The 16,216-nt window shown below is 71.9% G+C and carries 15 protein-coding genes and 2 pseudogenes; 8 read left to right on the plus strand and 9 right to left on the minus strand.

Features of this window, described 5'->3' with window-relative positions; genetic code table 11:
• Positions 1 to 310: 310 nt before the first annotated feature.
• On the minus strand, positions 311 to 463 hold the full coding sequence (locus AB0E90_RS08235; RefSeq protein WP_360401204.1) for a DUF6879 family protein: 153 nt from the start codon (positions 461 to 463) through the stop codon (positions 311 to 313).
• A gap of 139 nt (positions 464 to 602) precedes the next feature.
• Between AB0E90_RS08235 and AB0E90_RS08240 the strand changes: the two genes are divergently transcribed.
• Positions 603 to 755: a hypothetical protein gene (locus AB0E90_RS08240; protein WP_360401207.1), complete on the plus strand. Its 153-nt coding sequence runs from the start codon at positions 603 to 605 to the stop codon at positions 753 to 755.
• A gap of 52 nt (positions 756 to 807) precedes the next feature.
• Here AB0E90_RS08240 and AB0E90_RS08245 read toward each other — a convergent pair whose 3' ends face one another.
• Positions 808 to 1,863, minus strand: a complete 1,056-nt coding sequence (locus tag AB0E90_RS08245) for a S1 family peptidase (protein WP_360401210.1) — start codon at positions 1,861 to 1,863, stop codon at positions 808 to 810.
• Between the two features lie 220 nt (positions 1,864 to 2,083).
• Here AB0E90_RS08245 and AB0E90_RS08250 point away from each other — a divergent pair, with 220 nt between their 5' ends.
• The gene (locus tag AB0E90_RS08250; RefSeq protein WP_360401213.1) at positions 2,084 to 2,743 is read left to right on the plus strand and encodes an HAD-IA family hydrolase; all 660 of its coding nucleotides are present in this window, start codon (positions 2,084 to 2,086) and stop codon (positions 2,741 to 2,743) included.
• 15 nt (positions 2,744 to 2,758) lie between these two features.
• Here the strand turns inward: AB0E90_RS08250 and AB0E90_RS08255 are convergent, their stop codons facing one another.
• From AB0E90_RS08255 to AB0E90_RS08265, 3 genes and pseudogenes are all read right to left on the minus strand, one after another.
• On the minus strand, positions 2,759 to 3,796 hold the full coding sequence (locus AB0E90_RS08255) for a DUF4232 domain-containing protein (RefSeq protein WP_360401216.1): 1,038 nt from the start codon (positions 3,794 to 3,796) through the stop codon (positions 2,759 to 2,761).
• A gap of 16 nt (positions 3,797 to 3,812) precedes the next feature.
• Positions 3,813 to 4,028, minus strand: coding sequence for a hypothetical protein (locus tag AB0E90_RS08260; protein ID WP_360401219.1), 216 nt, complete (start codon positions 4,026 to 4,028; stop codon positions 3,813 to 3,815).
• A gap of 120 nt (positions 4,029 to 4,148) precedes the next feature.
• Positions 4,149 to 4,526 (minus strand): annotated as a pseudogene (locus AB0E90_RS08265) (MaoC family dehydratase); the annotation flags it as partial.
• Positions 4,527 to 4,745: 219 nt separating this feature from the next.
• Here AB0E90_RS08265 and AB0E90_RS08270 point away from each other — a divergent pair.
• On the plus strand, positions 4,746 to 5,051 hold the full coding sequence (locus AB0E90_RS08270) for a hypothetical protein (RefSeq protein WP_360401222.1): 306 nt from the start codon (positions 4,746 to 4,748) through the stop codon (positions 5,049 to 5,051).
• Here the strand turns inward: AB0E90_RS08270 and AB0E90_RS08275 are convergent.
• Positions 5,029 to 5,856 carry an IclR family transcriptional regulator gene (locus AB0E90_RS08275; protein ID WP_360401225.1) on the minus strand — a complete coding sequence of 276 codons (828 nt, stop codon included), beginning with the start codon at positions 5,854 to 5,856 and terminating at the stop codon, positions 5,029 to 5,031. The genes AB0E90_RS08270 and AB0E90_RS08275 overlap by 23 nt on opposite strands.
• Before the next feature lie 313 nt (positions 5,857 to 6,169).
• On the opposite strand from AB0E90_RS08275, the gene AB0E90_RS08280 reads away from it, so the two are divergent.
• The 5 genes from AB0E90_RS08280 to AB0E90_RS08300 all read left to right on the plus strand — a co-directional run bounded on the left by AB0E90_RS08280 (position 6,170) and on the right by AB0E90_RS08300 (position 12,966).
• On the plus strand, positions 6,170 to 7,072 hold the full coding sequence (locus AB0E90_RS08280; protein ID WP_360401228.1) for an isocitrate lyase/PEP mutase family protein: 903 nt from the start codon (positions 6,170 to 6,172) through the stop codon (positions 7,070 to 7,072).
• 70 nt (positions 7,073 to 7,142) lie between these two features.
• Positions 7,143 to 8,534 carry an aldehyde dehydrogenase family protein gene (locus AB0E90_RS08285; protein WP_360401231.1) on the plus strand — a complete coding sequence of 464 codons (1,392 nt, stop codon included), beginning with the start codon at positions 7,143 to 7,145 and terminating at the stop codon, positions 8,532 to 8,534.
• A 176-nt stretch (positions 8,535 to 8,710) separates the two neighbouring features.
• On the plus strand, positions 8,711 to 10,540 hold the full coding sequence (locus AB0E90_RS08290; RefSeq protein WP_360401234.1) for a S8 family peptidase: 1,830 nt from the start codon (positions 8,711 to 8,713) through the stop codon (positions 10,538 to 10,540).
• Positions 10,541 to 10,556: 16 nt separating this feature from the next.
• The gene (locus AB0E90_RS08295; RefSeq protein WP_360401237.1) at positions 10,557 to 11,894 is read left to right on the plus strand and encodes a hypothetical protein; all 1,338 of its coding nucleotides are present in this window, start codon (positions 10,557 to 10,559) and stop codon (positions 11,892 to 11,894) included.
• A gap of 91 nt (positions 11,895 to 11,985) precedes the next feature.
• Positions 11,986 to 12,966: a CARDB domain-containing protein gene (locus AB0E90_RS08300; protein ID WP_360401240.1), complete on the plus strand. Its 981-nt coding sequence runs from the start codon at positions 11,986 to 11,988 to the stop codon at positions 12,964 to 12,966.
• 43 nt (positions 12,967 to 13,009) lie between these two features.
• On the opposite strand, the gene AB0E90_RS08305 is transcribed toward AB0E90_RS08300, so the two are convergent.
• The 3 genes and pseudogenes from AB0E90_RS08305 to AB0E90_RS08315 all read right to left on the minus strand — a co-directional run bounded on the left by AB0E90_RS08305 (position 13,010) and on the right by AB0E90_RS08315 (position 16,163).
• On the minus strand, positions 13,010 to 13,813 hold the full coding sequence (locus tag AB0E90_RS08305; RefSeq protein WP_360401365.1) for a DUF4437 domain-containing protein: 804 nt from the start codon (positions 13,811 to 13,813) through the stop codon (positions 13,010 to 13,012).
• Positions 13,746 to 15,203: pseudogene (locus AB0E90_RS08310) on the minus strand (AMP-binding protein); the annotation flags it as partial. The gene AB0E90_RS08305 and the pseudogene AB0E90_RS08310, both read right to left, overlap by 68 nt.
• 54 nt (positions 15,204 to 15,257) lie before the next feature.
• Complete coding sequence (locus AB0E90_RS08315; RefSeq protein WP_360401243.1) at positions 15,258 to 16,163, minus strand: hydroxymethylglutaryl-CoA lyase; 906 nt, start codon at positions 16,161 to 16,163, stop codon at positions 15,258 to 15,260.
• Positions 16,164 to 16,216: the final 53 nt, after the last annotated feature.

Raw genomic sequence — 16,216 nt, forward strand, 5'->3', positions numbered from 1 at the left:
GACGTCCACAATGTCGTGGGCGGATCGGCACAAGTGAGTGGACCAGTAATGCAGGGTCGAGACTTCAGCGGAACGTTCAATTTCGGTCCGGCTTCGGAGCCGCGAGCTGACACAGGCCCGGATCGGGCCTAAGCCGCGCCAGGCTTCGGGGTCGCCAGCAACACGACACGTTTGGGGCGACGCCACGCGGCCACCGTCGTCGCTGGCCGGGTCGAGCACGGCGAACCTCGAGCGCTGATATCCGCTCAGCGGCTCGGACACTTTTAGCTGCGGCGATATGGCCCCGAAGGGTGAAGCACCAGTCATCGGGTCAGCTCAGGTCATCCGGTTTCTGGGCCGCCCACTTGGCCATGTGCGGATGCTCGACCTCCGTGCCGTAGGCGTCGCCCATCTCCAGGTGATCCGACGAGCCCTCGAAGTTGCGGAGCAGTCGATCGAACCCGGCCTCATCCAGTGGCGCCACGGCCTCCTCGCGGAAAGAACTGGATCATCCGGTCCAGGATCTCCGTCACGAAGCACTGCGCCAGCCAGCTCCCTCGCCCGTTCCGATAGAGGGCCGGCGAGTTCGTCCGGTTGGCGTTCGGGTCTTCGGCTACGAACCGATGGAGCTGTCCGGGACCGAGGAGGTCGTCGCGGGGCAGGTTCACCTGCACGTCACGCTGGCGGGCGAGGACGTCACGGTGGCCGGTCATCTGCACGGTGCCGTGGTCGGCGGCTTCTTCGTTCGGGCCTATCTCACTGCTGTCAGGGCATAGGACGGCCCGCCGGCCTCCGTGGCGGGAGGAGCGGCGGGCCGGGTCAAGAGGATCAGAAGACGGACAGGCCGTACGCGTTCAGGGGCTCAACCACCGGCTGGAAGTAGGTGACGCCGCCGGAGGTGCAGTTGCCGCTGCCGCCGGAGGTCAGGCCGAGGGCCGTGGTGCCGGAGTACAGCGAGCCGCCGCTGTCGCCGGACTCGGCGCAGACGGTGGTGCGGATCAGGCCGGAGACCGAGCCCTCGGAGTAGTTGACCGTGGCGTTGAGCTGGGTCACCGAGCCGGTGTGGATGCCGGTGGTGGAGCCGCGGCGGCTGACCGAGGCGCCGACCGACGGGGTGGCGGCGGAGGTGATGTCCTGCGAGCCGACCGCGCCGCTCTTGGTCACGGTGCTGCTGGTCGAGTACTTCACGATGCCGTAGTCGTTGCCGGGGAAGCTGGAGACGTAGTTGCTGCCCAGCAGGGTGGTCTTGGCGGAGTTGCTGTACCAGGTCGAGACGACCTGGGTGCAGTGGCCGGCAGTCAGGAAGTAGTACGCCCCGGCGCTGTTCTTCACGTTGAAGCCGAGCGAGCAGCGGTAGGCGCCGCCGTAGATGGCGTCGCCGCCGGAGATCTCCGGGGACAGGGTGCCGGGGACGGTCTCCAGGCTGGCCTTGTCGCCGAGCTTGGCGACGATGGCCTTCACCGCGGTCAGCTTCGCGCCGGTGACGGTGCTGTCGACGCTGACCACGACCTTGTTGGTGACCGGGTCGACGGCGAACGCGGTGCCCGGCGTCTTCAGGCTCGTCTTCAGCGCGCTGTCGGCGGCGGCCAGCTCGGTGCCGGTGTGGGTCACGTAACGCGGGGTGGCGCCGGCCGCGGTCACCGAGGCGGCGGTGGCGGCGTCGGTGACGTTGACGACCACCTTGCCGGCCGCGTCGATGTAGGAGCCGGCGTCCTTGGCGCCGAACTGGGCGTCGAGCTTGGTGGCCAGTGCGGACGACGCGAACGACGGGTCGGCGCCGGTGGGCTGGGCGGCCGACGCGGGTGACGCGGCGGCGAACGCGGAGCCGGCGAGCACGCAGGCGGCCAGGCCGACGATCGGTCGGCGCAGTTTCCGGTTGAGCATTGCTTCCTCCGGGGGTGAGGGTCCGGCGCTGGGGTGCCGGCACCTCGAAAATTATTCACGTCCGTCGATATCCCGACAAGCCCCATGAATTTCACAAAGATAAATATTAAGTAAAGTAGGGAACGATCCCGGCGGTATGGCCTATTCGGGATGACACATTCTGTCCACGACTTATTGACTCTCCGGCGATTGCCGCTACGGCGGGCGGGATACTGGCGCCGTGACGATCAAGGTGCTCATCTTCGATTTCGACGGGCTGCTCATGGACACCGAGAGCACGCTGCTGGACAGCTGGCTCTGGGAGTGGCGGCGGCACGGGCTGCGGCTCGATCCGGCCGGGTTCTTCGCCGACCACGGCGGGGACGTCAGCGAGCAGCGCTATGCGGCGCTCGCCGAGGCGGTCGGGGCGGGCTACGACCGCGAGTCCAGCCATGCGCTGCGGATGGCGTACCGCGCCGAATTGAACGCGGCCCTCCTGCCGACGCCGGGGATCGTCGGGTGGCTGGACCGGGCGGCGGAGCTCGGGCTGCGGCTCGCGGTGGCGAGCAGCTCGCCGTTGACCCACGTCGGGGCGATGCTCGATCAGGCGGGGCTGCGGGAGCGCTTCGAGGTGCTGGCCACCGGCGAGGAGGTGGCCGCGCACAAGCCCGATCCGGCCGTCTATCTGCTGGCCCTGGAGCGGCTCGGGGTGCCGGCGGCGGAGGCGGTCGCGTTCGAGGACACCGCGCACGGGGTGGCCGCGGCGCACGAGGCCGGGCTGCGCTGCGTCGCGGTGCCGAACGCGCACGCCGACCGCACCCGCTTCACCGCCGCGGAGGTGCTGCTGTCCAGCGCGGCCGACTCGTCCCTGGACGACCTGCTGGCCGAGCTGGAGAGCTAGGCAGCATCGGACAGATCAGACCACCGGGATGGTGAGTACACCGGCCAGGTGCTCGGTGGGCAGGAGCTGCGCGGTCTCCACCCGCCAGACGATCTGCACACTCCCGCCGGCGGTGGCCGTGGCAGGCACCGTGGCGACCATCTCGAACCGCAGCCCGGAGTGTGCCAGGACGGCGTCGGCCGGGCGGCAGTTCAGCCGGTACAGCTGCCAGCTCGAACCGTTCACCATTCCGCCGGCCGACGACCGTACCTCCTGCAGGAAGCCGGGGCACGGCAGCAGGGTGACCGGTGCGGCGGTGGGGTTGGTCAGCGTGACCGTGTAGGTGAGCCGGTCGCCGGGGTGGGCCTGGGCCGGCCCGGTCGCGGCCGCGGTCAGGGCCCACAGCGGCGACCGGACGGTGGTGGCCGGGTCGTTTGCGGTGATGGTGTCGAAGACGCTCGCGGACAGGTTCGACGACGGCTTGACCGGTGACTCGGGATCGCCGCTGCACGCCGGGTGGTCGCGGGGGCCGATCGGGGCGCGCAGCTCGCCGCCTTCCTGCGGCAGGCCGACCCGCAGCTCGTACGGCGGGCGGGCGGTCCCGCAGAACGGCCCGGACCAGTCGACGCGCATCGACGCGGCGCCGCCCGCCGGCACCGGCACGGCCTTCCGCTTCGCCTGGTCCGCGACGCTCGACGAGTGGTCGACCGGCACCTCGGCGCCGTTGCTGAACAAATGCACGTCGGCGGCGCCCTGCAGCACGCAGCCGGCGCCGGAGGTGTTGGTGACGATCAGCTCGCCGAGAAGGCGCCCGCCGAGCACCTTCTCCCCGCTCGGCTTCGCCCATCGGTCGAGCTTGCCGGTGAGCTGGGCCGCCGTGCAGGGCTTGCTGCCCGGGGCCACGGTCGGGGCAGCCGGGTGGGTGTAGACGCTGTCGATCGGCTCGTCGACCCACGGCACGCTGCCGTCCGCCTTCAGGGTGAGTGCTTCGGGCGGAACCGGCGCCGGGCCGCCGCACCCGGACAACACGGCCGCCGCGAGGAAAAGAACAGACAACCGAGGCGCGGAGAGCATGGCAGCATGCTGCCAGTTATGCCGGGACGCCGCCGTCCCGCAGGGTGCGGCGGGCCTCGCGGACCACGGCCAGATCGACCATCCGGCCCCGGGCGTCGAGGCAGACTCCCCCACCGGCGGCCTCGAAGCGGTCGACCAGGTCCTGGGCGGCCGCCAACTCCGCCGGGGCCGGGGTGAAGACGTCGTGGACCACCGCGATCGTGGAGGTGCCGGCGGCGATCGCGGCCGCCACCCGCGGGAGCGCTGCGGTGCAGCTCGGGGGCCCAGGCGACACCGGCGCCGGCGGCCTCGGCCTCGCGGGCCGCCTCGCCGAGCTCGGCGAGCGTTGCACCCCAGGGCTGCACGTCCAGTCTCATGCGGACGGCCCGTGGCCGTGCTTGTAGACCAGCATCGACCGCCGCCAGGTGATGACGTCGGCGCCCTCCTGGTTGAAGCCGGTGGTGTGGCAGGTGACGATCCCGGCGTACGGCCGCGACTGTGATTCTCTCTTCGAGAGCACCGTCGACCGGGCGTAGATCGTGTCGCCCACGAAGACCGGGCTGGGCATCCGGATCTCTTCCCAGCCCAGGTTCGCGAAGGCGTGCTGACTGATGTCGAGCACCGACAGCCCGGTCACGATCGCGACCGTCAAGGTCGAATTCACGAGCAGCTTCCGGTACGGCGTACCGGCCGCGTAGTCGGCGTTGAAGTGGGACTGGTTGGTGTTCATCGTCAGCAACGTGAACCAGGTGTTGTCCGCTTCGGAGACCGTGCCTGATCCTGTTCCTGCCCAACGGCCTCACCCTGATCGCGCTGGGCCCGCACGGCAGGCGCCTGCCCGGCCTCGCATGGCTGCTCGCGCCGATCTGGGCGGGCGCGCTGGTCTGGCTCCGGGTGATGTACACCGACCACCACGCGCCCGCTGGTCCGCCGCCTCGACTGGCTCATCCGGATCGCGGTGATCGCGGGCATGAGCACGGCCGGCCTCTACACGCTGATCGCGAGCGAGCCGTTCGGCGTCACCACCAATCCTCGCTGGCTGGGCGGGAAGGTCCTGCTCTACTCGCTCGCGATCGCCGCGGGCCTGGGCATCCGGCGCACGCTACGGCCGTTCGGCGCGGCCTTCGGCGCCGTCATGGCCGGCTCCGCCGGGCCGGAGACCGAGCCGGTGCTCCGGCGAAGCGTCAACGGCTGCCTGCCGTACGTCTGGGCCATCTGGCTGTCGGTGCTGCTCGCCGCGCTCCTGGGCGTGGTCAAGCCGTTCGCTGACCTGTAGCGGGCTCGTAGCCGAGCTGGGCCGAGATCCGGGCCGCCGCGGCCAGCAGGTCGTCGGCGGAACCCGACTCCGGCTTGAAGCGCAGCGCCGGCCCGGCCACGCTGACCACCGCGACCACGTGGCCGTCGTGGTCGAAGATCGGCGCGGCGATCGAGGCGGCCCCGGCCTGCCGCTCGCCGAGCGAGGTGGCGTAACCGCGCTTGCGGATGGTGGCCAGCTCCTTGCGCAGCTTCGCCGGGTCGGTGATCGTCTTGTCGGTCACCGCAGTGAGCGGGTGCCGCTGCAGGTACGCCTCGAGCTCGAAGTCGGGCAGCCAGGCCAGGAACGCCTTGGACGACCCGCCCGCGTGCAGCGCGAACGGGATGCCGAGGCTGACCTCCAGGCGCAGCTCCTGGTCGGGCACGACCTGGTCGGCGTAGAGCCGGGTGTCGCCGCGGCGCAGGGACAGCGTGGCCGTCTCCTGGGTGCGCTCGGACAGCCATTTCAGCTCGGGCGCGGTCATCGCGCGCACATCGGTGCGGGCCAGGTAGGCCCGGCCCAGCGCGACCGCCGCGTGCCCGAGCGCGTAGCGCCGGGTGGAGGTGTCGAGAGTGATCAGGTCGCGGCTGCGCAGGGCGGTGAGGATGCGGTGCACGGCGGCCTTGGTCAGCCCGAGAGCGGACGCGATCTCGGTGACCCCGAGGTCGGTCTGTTCGGTGCGGCCGAAGTAGAGCAGGACGTCCATGGCGCGCTCGACCGCGGCAACGGAGCGCGACTGGCTCTCGTCGTCGGCCGGGGCGCTCGTGGACACGGAGCGGGCAGGCACAGTGAAACTCCCCCGGAACAGATTCGGAACAAACCTGCGGGAAGCCTAGCCTGCGATTTCGCACAGCGAAACGCTGTCCCGCTGAACGATTGACAGGCGTACGGGACGATTGTTAGCTTCTTGGCAACATCGTTTCCATAGGAGAAACGGGCGCCGGGAGGGCCCGAGTGCCACATGGATCGTCGGCACCGCCGGTCATGACCATCCATCGTGGCGGCGGCTCCGAATACCCCGCGACCGGCGCGGGCGGGAGAATCGCCCACCACGACCCCGGGCAGGAGAGCCACGGGGGCTCGGCGATGGAGGCCCAGCCATGAGCGGCGACGATCTGCGAGCTCTGCTCCGCAACGGCGGTGTCACGCACGCCCCCGGGGTCTACGACCCGGTCACGGCTGCCCTCGCGGTCCGCGCCGGGCACACCGCCGTGCATCTGTCCGGGACGGCCGTGTCGGCGCTCATGCTCGGCCGGCCCGACCTCGGCTTCGTGCACGCCACCCAGATCGCCGACCGGGCCACCACGCTCGTCCCGGCGCTCGGCGGCACCCCGTTGCTTGCCGACGCGGACACCGGCTACGGCAACCCGGTGCACGCGGTGTGGACCGCGCTCGCCTACGTCCGCGCCGGCATCTCCGGCCTGCTTCTCGAGGACCAGGTCAGCCCGAAGCGCGGCGGCCATCCGGCCGGCACGGAGGTCATCGACGCCGGTCTGGCGGCCGCCAAGATCAAGGCGCTGGCGGCGGAGGCGCCGGAGATCGCGGTCATCGCACGCACCGACGCGTACGCCGTGCACGGCCTCGCCGAGGCGGTCGAGCGGTGCCGCCGGTTCGCCGAGGCGGGCGCGGACGCGGTCTTCCCGGAAGGCGTCGACGACCCGGCCGACCTGGCCGGCCTGCATGCCACGCTGCCCGGCGTGCCGATCGTGATCAGCCGCTCGGAAGCCGGCGGCAGCCGCCCGCCGGCCTCCGACGCCGAGCTGGCCGAGGTCGGCGTCCGGATGGTCCTGCACCCGGTCGCCGCGTTGCTGGCCGCATTGCGGGCGGCGTCGCTGGTCTACCGCGCCATCGCCGACACCGGCAGTGCCGCGGCCGTGGACCGCATGCCCTGGGCGGCCTTCACCGACCTGGTCGGCCGGCCCGACGCCCTCGAGCTGGACGCCCGCTACGCCACCGCACTCACCCTGAGCGCACCCGACATAGCCGGGAGGTTGGATACGTGAGCCACATGGTTCTGGACCGGGCGGCGCCGCCGGGGAGCGCGATGATCGCCTCGCTGCCGCCGGTCGCCCCGTGATCACCAGGGAGAATCCGGCGCGGTTCGCCGAGATCGTCGGGTCGGTCGCCGAGACGTCGCCCAACGAGGTGGACGCGATCGTCTGGTCCGCGGAGGCCGCCTACCGCCGGTGGTCGGTGACGCCGATCGACGAGCGCCTGGCGCTGCTCACCGCCGGCGCCGAGGCGATCGAGGACGCGCTCGGCGAACTGTCGGTGCTGCTGTCCCGGGAGACCGGCAAGGTGCTCGGGGAATGCCGCGGCGAGATCGGCTTCGCGGTCCGCTACCTGCGGTGGGTGGTCACGCACGCGACCGCCGCCTACGCCGATCAGACGCTCGACGACGAGCTCGGGCTGCTGATCCAGCAGCGGAAGCCGTACGGGGTGGTGGCCGCGATCACCCCGTGGAACGCGCCCGTGATCCTGTCCATGCTGAAGATCGCCCCGGCCCTCGCGGCCGGCAACGCCGTCGTGGTGAAGCCGTCGCCGCTGGCCCCGCTCACCCTCGACCGGATCGCGCGGCTGATCGGCGGTCCGCTGCGGATCGTGCACGGCGGGGCCGAGGCCGGCGCCGCGTTGGTCGGCCACGACCTGGTGCGCAAGGTGGCCTTCACGGGCGGCGTGGCCGGTGGGCGGGCGGTGGCGGCCCTGGCCGGCGACCGGCTCACGCCCAGCGTTCTGGAGCTCGGCGGCAACGACCCGGCCGTGTTGCTCGACGACGCGCCGTTCGACGATGCCGCCATGGATCGCCTGGTCATGGCCACGTTCGCGAGCAGCGGGCAGGTCTGCACAGCGGCCAAACGGCTGTACGTGCCGGTGGCGCGGCTCGGCGACTTCGTCGACGCCTACCGGGCGGCCGCGGACCGCGTGCTCGTCACCGGCGATCCGCTGGCCGACGGCGTCACGATGGGCCCGGTGATCTCCGCCGCGGCGCAGGAGGCCGGTGCGGCGCTGCGCCGCGGCCGCTTCCACGACCTGGGGATCTTCGACGCCGACGAGAAGACCGGCTACTTCGTCCGGCCGGCCCTGGTCGTGTCGCCCTCGACGCGGGATCCACTGGTGACGGCGGAGCAGTTCGCGCCGGTGGCGCCGGTGCTCGGCTACACGTCCGAGAGCGCGGTGCTGGCTTCGGTCAACGCCGGCGAGCTGGGGCTGGGCGCCTCGGTGTGGAGCGCGGACGAGCAGCGGGCGGTTGCTTTCGCCCGGCGCGTCGAGGCCGGGTTCTGCTTCGTCAACACGCACAACCGCACCGGAATGAGCCTGCGAGCGCCGTTCGGCGGGGTCAAGCACTCGGGCTGGGGCCGCGAGTACGCGCACGAGGGCCTCACGGAATACGCGCAGACCTGCGTCATCCACGCGCCCGCCGGTTACCGGCCGGCCGCGACCTCCCCGGCGGGCAACCCGATGTAGCCGGCGACGGCCAACCGTTTTGCGCGGCCGGATCGCGTACGCCATTGGGCGCGCGACCGGAACGCCGAGCGGGAGCTACGTCGCCCGTCAGGGCGGGCAGTCGGGTAACCGATTGTGATCGAGGATTAGCGAGCGCCATCCTGACCAGCGTCTTAATCCGACGCTGGAGGTGGCACATGGCCACTCCGACCATCTGGCAGGACCGCACGCTCGTCGCGATCGACCACCTGCCGCACCACGACACGCACCTCGCCCGGCACGTCGCGGTCGAGGTGGCGCTGCGGTTCGCCGACCGGTTCGAGGAGGACGACCGCGGTTACACCGGCCTGGCCACCAAGCCGCTGTGGCAGCGGCGGGTGGACCGCGCGCTGAAAGACCTCGGCGAAGCCGGGCTGGTGGACACACCGAGCCCGGACACCTTCGCCATCACCGCTGCCGGCATCGACGCCGTCGCGGCGGCCCGGCAGCGAACGGACGCCGCGCCGCGGGCGGCGGACGATGGCGCCGTAGTGGCGGCCGAGCCCCCGCCGGCCGGCGTGATCGCCGCCCCGCTGCGCGACCCGGCCGTCCGGGCCCGCCTCGGCTTCGACGCCGGTGACCCGGCGATCCCGGTCATGGTCGAGGTCAACCTTCAGTACCGGGCCGGCCCGCCGGACGCCTTCGGCCGGCTACTGGCGCTGTGGGCCGCGGTGGCCGCGGAGGGCGATCCGGCCCCGATCGAGGTGGCCGGGCGCTACCTCGCCGGCAAGCTCACGATGGACCAGGTGAAACGCCTCGTCGCCGCGGACGCGGTGCCGATCGTCTGGCCCGAGCGCAGCATCTTCCACATCTGGCCGGACTTCCCGATGCGCCCGCAGATCGACACCTCGTGCGTGACGATCAAGGCGGACGCGGCGCGCAAGTCGTTCGAGGCCGACGGGCACGGCATCGTCTGGGCGGTCATCGACACCGGCATCGCGGAGCATCCGCACTTCGCGGGCCACCACACCCTCGACGACCCCGCGGTCGCGGACCTGCACCGCTACTTCCCGCTCTACGGCCCGCACACCCCGGACGGGGCCCTGGTCGACACCGTCGGGCACGGCACGCACGTCGCCGGGATCATCGCGGGCGCCATCGAACCGTGGATCAAGGACGGCCGGCGCCGCGAGATCTACGCCACCGAGACCCGCTACAACGCGGAGAGCGAGACCGCGCCGCTGCGGGTGCCCCGCACCATCGAACCGGCGGCGATGGCCGGGATGGCGCCGCTGGCGAAACTCGTCAGCCTGCGGGCCGTCGGGGGTGGCTCCGGCACCCCGCGCGCCCAGGTCAACCGGGTCATGCGCGCCCTCGCGTACGTGCGGGAGGTCAACAAGGGCAGCGTCGACGCGATGCGGATCCACGGCGTCAACCTCAGCCTCGGCTATCCGTTCGAGCCGGAGTGGTTCGCGTGCGGCTACAGCCCGCTGTGCCAGGAGGTCGACCGGCTCGTCCGCTCCGGCGTGGTCGTCGTGGTGGCGGCCGGCAACTCCGGTTACGGCACGCTCAACGTGGACAGCGAGGCGCCCGGCAAGTTCGGCTTCGCGATGAGCGTCAACGACCCGGGCAACGCCGAGCTGGCCATCACGGTCGGCTCCACCCACCGCACCTCACCCCACCTGTACGGGGTGTCGCACTTCTCCTCCAAGGGCCCCACCGGCGACGGCCGCGACAAGCCCGACCTGCTCGCGCCGGGTGAACGGATCACCTCCTGCGCGGCCGGCTCCAACCTCGACGCCGTGGTCGGCGCGGGGAAACAGCCACCGGCCGGCCGGGCGGTCTACGTCGAGGAGAGCGGCACCAGCATGGCCGCGCCGCACGTCTCCGGGGCGGTGGCGGCCCTGCTGTCGGTGCGGCGCGAATTCATCGGAGAACCGACCCGGGTCAAGCGGATCTTCATGGACTCCGCGATCGACCTCGGCCGCCGGCGCGATTTCCAGGGCGCCGGCCTGCTCGACCTGATGCGCGCACTCCAAATCGTCTGAATGATCGGAGCTCGACATGACCGACTCGATCGCCGGCTTACCGTTCTGGGACGTCACCTTCGACGCCGAGGGCGACCCGGACACCCGGACCACCGACGCCCTGCTCGCCGAGACCGGCAACCTCACCGACCTGTACGTCTTCACCCACGGCTGGAACAACGAGCGCCGCACCGCCCGCCGGCTCTACGACGCGTTCTTCGAGCTGCTGGCCCGGCAGCTGGCGGCCGATCCGCGGGGGACCGCCGGTTTCGCCGGTGTCTACTGGCCGTCCCAGCAGTGGTCCGACGATCCGATCCCGGACTTCACCGCGGCCACTGCGGGCGGCGGCGGGGTCGCGGCGTTCGCCCCGGCCGACCGGGAGACCTTCGTCGCCGACCCGGCTCTCGACGACCGCACCCTGGCCGACCTGCTCGACACCTTCCCGGACGCCAAGGCGCCGCTGGAGCAGATGGCCGCGCTGCTGCGCGAGGAGCAACCCACCCAGCACACCCTGGACGACTTCTTCGCCGCCCTCAAGGACTTCTCGGCCCAGGCCGCGGCGGGCGAGGACGACGGCGAGGGCGCGTCCGGCCGCCCGCGCATGCTCGAGGACAACGCCAACGACGTCTTCGGCCGGTACGCCGACGCGCTGGTCGACAGCGGCGCGCAGATCCCGGGCGGCGACGGCACGGCCGGGATCGGTGACCGGCTGCGCCGCCTGCGCAACGGCGCGAAGGAGGCACTGCGCGGCGCGACGTACTGGGAGATGAAGGGCCGGGCCGGGGTGGTCGGGCGCAAGGGGCTCGGACCGCTGCTCGGTCGTCTGGCCGCCGCGCGACCTGGTCTGCGGATCCACCTGATCGGCCACAGCTTCGGCGCACGCCTGGTCTCGTACGCCCTGGACGGCCTCCCCGCCGGCGCCTCGCCGGTGAAGTCGGTGACGCTGCTGCAGGGAGCGTTCTCGCACTTCGCGTTCTGCCGACCGCTGCCGTTCGACGCCGGCCGCAACGGCGCCCTCGCCACCCGCGAACAGCGGGTCGACGGTCCGCTGACGGTCTGCTTCTCCAGCCACGACGGCGCGGTCGGGCGGTTCTACCCGCTGGCCTCGCTGGCCGCCCGCGACGACATCGCGGGCGTGCGCGACCTGCTGTACCGCTGGGGCGGCATGGGCGCGGACGGCGCGCAGAACGCCGACGCGGTGCTCGACGGCATCCAGCCGGCCGGCCCGGGCGCCGTCTACCGCTTCGCCAAGAACCGCATCCTCAACGTCGACTGCAGCGAGATCGTCCGCAACGGCGGCTCGCCCAGCGGCGCGCACAGCGACATCGTGCATCCCGAGGTCACCTGGATCGTGCTCGCGGCGAGCCGGACCTGACCACGCAATACGGTCGACATCACAGAGAGTTGTCATCCGTCGTTCCCTAAGCTAGGATTCCGTTACTCTCGGTTTAGGGAAGGTGACCGCCATGCGCCTGCTGCCACCCCTGCTCATGACCCTGGTGGCGCTCGCCGTCCCGGCCACCCCGGCCTGGGCGGCGGCGCCCCAGGTCGCGATCGCGGCGCCTCAGGTGGTGACCGCCCTGGAGGGGCACACCCAGGCGGTCACGGCCACCGTCACCAACACCGGGACGTCGACGGCCAAGGATCTGGTGGTGAGCTTCTCCGGGGTCAGCGCCGGTCTCCGGCTCAGAGCCGACTCCGACGTGCCCGACCTGGCGCCCGGCGAAAGCAGGAAATACCAGTTCTCGGTCACTCCCGCCGCAGCGACCACGGCCGCCGGCGTGGCGTCCTCGTTCAAGATCACGGTCGGCACCGACACCGCCGAGGTCACCGTCGTGCGCGCCGCCGGCACGGAGCTGGCGGTCGCCGGCCTCGACGAGGTGAGCGTCGACCACGGCAACTACGCGAACGTGGGCGTCACTTTCCGTAATATCAGCAAAGGCACTTACCGTCACCCTGCCGTCGTGCTGGTGACCGAGGCGGGCATCGCGCCGGTCGCCGGCTACGCCAACTGCGAGTACGACCGCACCGACGTGGATTTCACCACCGTCACCTGCCTGGCTGATCAGGAGCTGGCGCCCGGGGCGACGCTCAGCACGCCGGCCTCGACCAACCCGCTGATGCTCGAGGTGCCGGAACATGCTGCCGGCCCGCACACGTACGCCGCGAGCGTGGCCGTGGTCGACCTCAGCGACGCGGTGGCCGCCTCGCTGGCCACGAACTCCGGCCCGCGGATGGCCATGACGGCCACGGCCACGGCCGCCCACGCCGGCAGCGGCAACGTCACCACCTTCGGCGTCAAGGTCGGCGCACCACCGGCCGGCTCGGCCGCGATCGCCGCACCACGGGCCACCGGCATCGGGACCGGCTGGGTCGCGCTCGGCGGGGCGGTGCTGATCGGCGCGGGCGCGCTGAGCCGGCGGCGGCGGGTCGCCGCGCGGGTGTGACCGGAGGCCGGCGGCACCGACCGCCGCCGGCCTCCGGGGCTTCTCACATGCCGTCGCCGGACCACTCGCCCCGCGAACGGGACCGGACCGGCAGGGTCGAGATGACCGGCTGGTGGCTGTGGTTGTGCTCGTCGTAGTTCTCGGCGTGGCCGCCCCACTTGACGAACTCGGCGGTGGTGTACCAGTTGGTCAGCTCACCGTCGGACCGGATGATCCAGTCGATGTCGGTCTCGGCGATGAAGTGGCCGTGCTTCACCCCGGCCGGGCGGAAGCAGTAGGTGCCCTCGTCGATGTCGCCGAAGTTGTAGGCCACCTTCCCGCCGAGTGTGTAGAACTCCTCGTAACACGGGTGGTGGGCCAGCCGGTGGTCGGTCCAGCCCTTCTTCGCGCGGATCAGCCGGGTGTAGAAGCCGGTCTTCGGGTCGCGGTGCAGCAGCTTGATGTAGAGCGGGGTGAGCGGCCCGACCGACGTCGCCTCGGTCCACTCCATCGTGCCGGCGTCGATGACGGTGACGGCCTCGGCCGGCGGGTCGGCCTTGGCGGAGGCCTCGGCCAGATCGGTGTACGGGTCGAAGCCGCAATCGCCGTACTCGCGCCAGTGCAGGATGCGCGAGCCCTCCCGGATCTTCAGCCAGTCCATCGGCACACCCTTGGGGACCTGCACGTAACCGCCCGCGCCGAGCTCCCGGCCGCCGTAGGTCAGCGAGCCCTCGACCACGTAGAACTCGGTGTCGGCGTGGGCGATGCCGGCGCCGCGGCCCCAGTCGGCCGGCGGCGTTGCGAGGCAGCGCCGCGATGACCTTGAATTCCTTCGGCACCTTGTATCCGGCCAGCCGCGCCCGCAGATGCGCGTCCAGCACGGCCGCCTCGACCGATTCCCGGCAGACCAGGTAGGCCACCACCCGCTCGCCCCACCGCTCGTCGGGCTCGCCGACGACCGCGGCCTCCAGCACGGCGGAATGGGTCAGCAGGACCTCCTCGACGTCGCGGGGGTAGACGTTCACCCCGCCCGTGATGATCAGATCCTTGACCCGGTCGACGATGGCGAGGAAGCCCTCCTCGTCGGCGATCACGATGTCGCCCGACGTCAGGAAGCCGTCCTCGGTGGTGCACGCGGCGGTCGCGGCCGGATTGTCGTGATAGCCGTTCATCAGGTACGGCGAGCGGCTGTACAGCTCCCCCGGCTCCTCCGGCCCGACCGGCCGGCCGTCGCGGCCGACGATGCGCACCTCGGTGGCGAACCACGGGTGGCCGACCGTGCCGGCCTTGCGGCGGGCGTCCGGCGGCCGCAGGTTGCTGATCACACCGGCCTCGGTGGAGCCGTAGAGCTCGTGCACGCCGGCCCCGGGAAACGCCTCGAACACCCACTCCTTGAGCACCCGGGGCAGGGCGGCGGCGTTGAAGTACAGGGTGTCCAGTGACGGCAGCGGCGGCACCTCGTCGAGCGCGGCGCGGATCAGCTGCGCGTGCGTCGGGACCAGGAACACCGACTGGGCCCGCTCGCGCCGGATCATGTCGAGCAGCCGGTGCGGATCGAAGCTCCGCAGCATGCTCACGGTGGCGCCGCAGTAGACGGCCGCGTACGCGAAGGCGAAGCCGGCCCCGTGATACATCGGCGCGACCGCGATCGTCCGCCGCCCCGGCCCGAGCCCCCACTCGAGCGCGGTGGCGAAGAAGGTCAGGCAGCGCGACCGATGCGAGATCAGCACGCCCTTCGGATCACCGGTGGTCCCGGCCGTGTAGGCGATGCAGAACGGCTCCCGCTCGTCGACCGCCACCCACGGATCAGCAGCCGGCGCCGCCCCGATCCACGCCTCGTAGGACGGGCCGAGCGAAAAGCCATCGCCCAGTCCGATGACAGTTCCGTCGAACGGCGGCACGAAGTCGGCGAGTGCCTCGTCGGCGACCAGCAGGCGCGCGCCCGAGTGCCGCAGGATGAAGTCGACCTCCGGCGCGGTGAGCCGCGGGTTGACCGGCACCAGCACCAGCCCGGCCTTGGCGATGCCGGCCGCGATCTCCGGGTATTCCAGGCGGTTTCCGCAGAGCAGCGCGACCCGGTCCCCGGTCGCGAGGCCGGTCGCCAGCAGCGCGTTGGCCAGCCGCGACGACCGCTCGTCGAGCGCCGCATAGGTCAGCGATCGGTCGCCGTCGCGCACCGCAACGGTCGCCGGGGTGGCCCGGCCGAACTCCCGAATGCCACCCGCGATCGTCAGATCGGCACCGCCGGACCGCAACATGGGAGAATGGAAACACCGTTTCCATTCCGACGCAAAGGTTGCCCGCTGTGACCCTCAGCGTGCGAGATCGCCCGGGAAGTCGCCCGCCCGGCCGAGCTGCGCCGGCACCTTGTCCAGGCCCAGCTCCTGGCCGATCCACTCGCCGATGGCGGCCGCCTCCGGCACGGCGACGCCCGTTGCCAGGCCCGAGCGGTTGAGCAGGTAGGCCAGGTCCTCGGTGGCGATGTTGCCGGTGGCGGCCGGCGCGAACGGGCAGCCGCCGATCCCGCCCAGGCTCGCGTCGAGGGCGGCGAAACCGAGCTGGGCGGCGGTGATCGCGTTGGCGTAGCCGGTATTGCGGGTGTTGTGGAAGTGCGCGCGCAACGGCACCCCGGGCGCGGCTTCCCGGGCCGCCGCCGCGAGTTCGACCACCTGCGCGGGCACGCCGACGCCGATCGTGTCGGCGAGGCAGAGCTCGTCCATCGGCCCGGCGCCGGCGACCACCTCGCGGACCCGATCGGCCTTGACCTCGCCGGTGAACGGGCAGCCGAAGGCGGCTGCCACCGTGAGCGTCACGCCCAGCCCGGCCGCCGCGGCCCGCGAGGCAACGGCGCGGAACCCCTCGAGCGAGGTCATCGTGTCCATGCCCTGGTTGCGCCGGGCGAACTCGTCGGTCGCGACGACCACGTAGTTGATCTCGTGCGGCCGCACGGACGGGTCGAGCGCCAGGATGCGGTCGAGGCCGCGGCCGTTGAGCACCAGCGCGATGTAACGGACCCCGGCGGGACGCGGGACGCCGCGCAGGACGTCCTCGGCGTCGGCCATCTGCGGCACCCGGTCCGGCCGGGCGAACGCGGCCACCTCGAGACGGCGCAGCCCGGCGGCGACGGCGCGGGTGACGTACGCAATCTTCGTCTCGGTAGGCAGGACGCGCTTCTCATTCTGCAGACCGTCACGCGGCCCGACCTCGACGATCTCCATGCGCATCCTCTCGTTCTGGCCGAAGCTCCGGTCGATGTTCCGTCTGGCGAAAC

The organism is Actinoplanes sp. NPDC026619, assembly GCF_040638295.1.
Lineage (GTDB): Bacteria > Actinomycetota > Actinomycetes > Mycobacteriales > Micromonosporaceae > Actinoplanes.

What these genes read in the sequence shown, in the direction of transcription:
- AB0E90_RS08240 (WP_360401207.1), top strand. Translation starts at nt 603, where the DNA reads ATGGAGCTGTCCGGGACCGAGGAGGTCGTCGCGGGGCAGGTTCACCTG.
- AB0E90_RS08245 (WP_360401210.1), bottom strand. Translation starts at nt 1,863, where the DNA reads ATGCTCAACCGGAAACTGCGCCGACCGATCGTCGGCCTGGCCGCCTGC.
- AB0E90_RS08255 (WP_360401216.1), bottom strand. Translation starts at nt 3,796, where the DNA reads ATGCTCTCCGCGCCTCGGTTGTCTGTTCTTTTCCTCGCGGCGGCCGTG.
- AB0E90_RS08270 (WP_360401222.1), top strand. Translation starts at nt 4,746, where the DNA reads ATGAGCACGGCCGGCCTCTACACGCTGATCGCGAGCGAGCCGTTCGGC.
- AB0E90_RS08280 (WP_360401228.1), top strand. Translation starts at nt 6,170, where the DNA reads ATGAGCGGCGACGATCTGCGAGCTCTGCTCCGCAACGGCGGTGTCACG.
- AB0E90_RS08290 (WP_360401234.1), top strand. Translation starts at nt 8,711, where the DNA reads ATGGCCACTCCGACCATCTGGCAGGACCGCACGCTCGTCGCGATCGAC.
- AB0E90_RS08295 (WP_360401237.1), top strand. Translation starts at nt 10,557, where the DNA reads ATGACCGACTCGATCGCCGGCTTACCGTTCTGGGACGTCACCTTCGAC.
- AB0E90_RS08300 (WP_360401240.1), top strand. Translation starts at nt 11,986, where the DNA reads ATGCGCCTGCTGCCACCCCTGCTCATGACCCTGGTGGCGCTCGCCGTC.
- AB0E90_RS08315 (WP_360401243.1), bottom strand. Translation starts at nt 16,163, where the DNA reads ATGGAGATCGTCGAGGTCGGGCCGCGTGACGGTCTGCAGAATGAGAAG.